Below are 2,599 nucleotides of genomic sequence, written 5' to 3' on the forward strand. Positions count from 1 at the left end.
AGCCAGCCATGATCGACATTGATCTAGCTATCCTGCTTACAAAAGCAAGAGAACATAGCGTTGCCTTGGTAGGTCCGGCAGCGGAGGAATTCTTTGACCCGGTTCCTGAACAGGATCTATTCGAGGCGCTGAGGGAAACCTTGAAGCTATGGAACTCGCAGCCCGACTGGGCCGGCGATGAGCGAAATGTAGTGCTTACGTTGTCCCGCATTTGGTACAGCGCAATAACCGGCAAAATCGCGCCGAAGGATGTCGCTGCCGACTGGGCAATAAAACGCCTACCTGCCCAGTATCAGCCCGTCTTACTTGAAGCTAAGCAAGCTTATCTGGGACAAAAAGAAGATCACTTGGCCTCACGCGCAGATCACTTGGAAGAATTTATTCGCTTTGTGAAAGGCGAGATCATCAAGTCAGTTGGTAAATGATGTCTAACAATTCGTTCAAGCCGACCGCGCTACGCGCGGCGGCTTAACTCCGGCGTTAGATGCACTAAGCACATAATTGCTCACAGCCAAACTATCAGGTCAAGTCTGCTTTTATTATTTTTAAGCGTGCATAATAAGCCCTACACAAATTGGGAGATATATCATGAAAGGCTGGCTTTTTCTTGTTATCGCAATAGTTGGCGAAGTAATCGCAACATCCGCATTAAAATCTAGCGAGGGCTTTACTAAGCTTGCCCCTTCCGCCGTTGTCATAATCGGTTATGGCATCGCATTTTATTTTCTTTCTCTGGTTCTGAAATCCATCCCTGTCGGTGTTGCTTATGCAGTCTGGTCGGGACTCGGCGTCGTCATAATTACAGCCATTGCCTGGTTGCTTCATGGGCAAAAGCTTGATGCGTGGGGCTTTGTAGGTATGGGGCTCATAATTGCTGCCTTTTTGCTCGCCCGATCCCCATCGTGGAAGTCGCTGCGGAGGCCGACGCCATGGTGACGGTGTTCGGCATTCTGAATCTCACCGAGGACTCCTTCTTCGATGAGAGCCGGCGGCTAGACCCCGCCGGCGCTGTCACCGCGGCGATCGAAATGCTGCGAGTCGGATCAGACGTCGTGGATGTCGGACCGGCCGCCAGCCATCCGGACGCGAGGCCTGTATCGCCGGCCGATGAGATCAGACGTATTGCGCCGCTCTTAGACGCCCTGTCCGATCAGATGCACCGTGTTTCAATCGACAGCTTCCAACCGGAAACCCAGCGCTATGCGCTCAAGCGCGGCGTGGGCTACCTGAACGATATCCAAGGATTTCCTGACCCTGCGCTCTATCCCGATATTGCTGAGGCGGACTGCAGGCTGGTGGTTATGCACTCAGCGCAGCGGGATGGCATCGCCACCCGCACCGGTCACCTTCGACCCGAAGACGCGCTCGACGAGATTGTGCGGTTCTTCGAGGCGCGGGTTTCCGCCTTGCGACGGAGCGGGGTCGCTGCCGACCGGCTCATCCTCGATCCGGGGATGGGATTTTTCTTGAGCCCCGCACCGGAAACATCGCTGCACGTGCTGTCGAACCTTCAAAAGCTGAAGTCGGCGTTGGGGCTTCCGCTATTGGTCTCGGTGTCGCGGAAATCCTTCTTGGGCGCCACCGTTGGCCTTCCTGTAAAGGATCTGGGTCCAGCGAGCCTTGCGGCGGAACTTCACGCGATCGGCAATGGCGCTGACTACGTCCGCACCCACGCGCCTGGAGATCTGCGAAGCGCAATCACCTTCTCGGAAACCCTCGCGAAATTTCGCAGTCGCGACGCCAGAGACCGAGGGTTAGATCATGCCTAGCATTCACCTTCCGGCCGCCCGCTAGCGGACCCTGGTCAGGTTCCGCGAAGGTGGGCGCAGACATGCTGGGCTCGTCAGGATCAAACTGCACTATGAGGCGGCGGTTCATACCGCGCCAGGGGAGCGAATGGACAGCGAGGAGCCTCCGAACGTTCGGGTCGCCTGCTCGGGTGATATCGACGAGGTTGTGCGGCTGATGCACGACGCTGCGGCGTGGATGTCCGCCAAGGGAACGCCCGCCTGGGACGTCGCGCGGATCGACCGGACATTCGCGGAGACCTTCGTCCTGAGATCCGAGCTCCTAGTCGCGAGTTGCAGCGACGGCATCGTCGGCTGTTGCACCTTGTCGGCCGAGGATCCCGAGTTCTGGCCCGACGCCCTCAAGGGGGAGGCCGCATATCTGCACAAGCTCGCGGTGCGACGGACACATGCGGGCCGGGGTGTCAGCTCCGCGCTGATCGAGGCTTGCCGCCATGCCGCGCGAACGCAGGGGTGCGCCAAGCTGCGGCTCGACTGCCACCCGAACCTGCGTGGCCTATACGAGCGGCTCGGATTCACCCACGTCGACACTTTCAATCCCGGCTGGGATCCAACCTTCATCGCAGAACGCCTAGAACTCGAAATCTAACGTCCGTTCGGGCATCGAGGTCCATGTCGGGGTGGGACGGGCCCGTGGCTTCAAGATCACTTGCAGTCCGACCGCGATGTCTTGGTTGCGCGAGAGGTTGTCGATATGGCTCTGTTGCAAAAATCGTGAAGCTTGAGCATGCTTGGCGGAGATTGGACGGACGGAACGATGACGGATTTCAAGTGGCGCCATTTCCAGGGTG

Annotated in this window: 5 protein-coding genes; 4 read left to right on the plus strand and 1 reads right to left on the minus strand. The window is 57.8% G+C overall.

Annotation, left to right across the window (positions count from 1 at the left end):
- From ACWIFB_RS17240 to ACWIFB_RS17255, 4 genes are all read left to right on the plus strand, one after another.
- On the plus strand, nt 1-425 hold a 425-nt coding region (locus tag ACWIFB_RS17240; RefSeq protein WP_454058889.1), incomplete at its 5' end, for an aminoglycoside adenylyltransferase family protein.
- A gap of 163 nt (nt 426-588) precedes the next feature.
- The gene (locus ACWIFB_RS17245) at nt 589-936 is read left to right on the plus strand and encodes a quaternary ammonium compound efflux SMR transporter QacE delta 1 (protein WP_000679427.1); all 348 of its coding nucleotides are present in this window, start codon (nt 589-591) and stop codon (nt 934-936) included.
- Nucleotides 930-1,769 carry a sulfonamide-resistant dihydropteroate synthase Sul1 gene (gene sul1 / locus ACWIFB_RS17250; RefSeq protein ID WP_000259031.1) on the plus strand — a complete coding sequence of 280 codons (840 nt, stop codon included), beginning with the start codon at nt 930-932 and terminating at the stop codon, nt 1,767-1,769. The genes ACWIFB_RS17245 and sul1 overlap by 7 nt, the downstream gene beginning before the upstream one ends.
- 127 nt (nt 1,770-1,896) lie before the next feature.
- Nucleotides 1,897-2,397 carry a GNAT family N-acetyltransferase gene (locus tag ACWIFB_RS17255; RefSeq protein ID WP_000376623.1) on the plus strand — a complete coding sequence of 167 codons (501 nt, stop codon included), beginning with the start codon at nt 1,897-1,899 and terminating at the stop codon, nt 2,395-2,397.
- On the opposite strand, the gene ACWIFB_RS17260 is transcribed toward ACWIFB_RS17255, so the two are convergent.
- The coding region (locus tag ACWIFB_RS17260; RefSeq protein WP_210699587.1) for a hypothetical protein at nt 2,380-2,599 on the minus strand (220 nt) is incomplete at its 5' end. The two genes, ACWIFB_RS17255 and ACWIFB_RS17260, sit on opposite strands and share 18 nt — an antisense overlap.

The sequence above is a fragment of the Dietzia sp. NPDC055340 genome, from assembly GCF_053645335.1.

What these genes read in the sequence shown, in the direction of transcription:
- ACWIFB_RS17245 (WP_000679427.1), top strand. Translation starts at nt 589, where the DNA reads ATGAAAGGCTGGCTTTTTCTTGTTATCGCAATAGTTGGCGAAGTAATC.
- ACWIFB_RS17255 (WP_000376623.1), top strand. Translation starts at nt 1,897, where the DNA reads ATGGACAGCGAGGAGCCTCCGAACGTTCGGGTCGCCTGCTCGGGTGAT.
- sul1 (WP_000259031.1), top strand. Translation starts at nt 930, where the DNA reads ATGGTGACGGTGTTCGGCATTCTGAATCTCACCGAGGACTCCTTCTTC.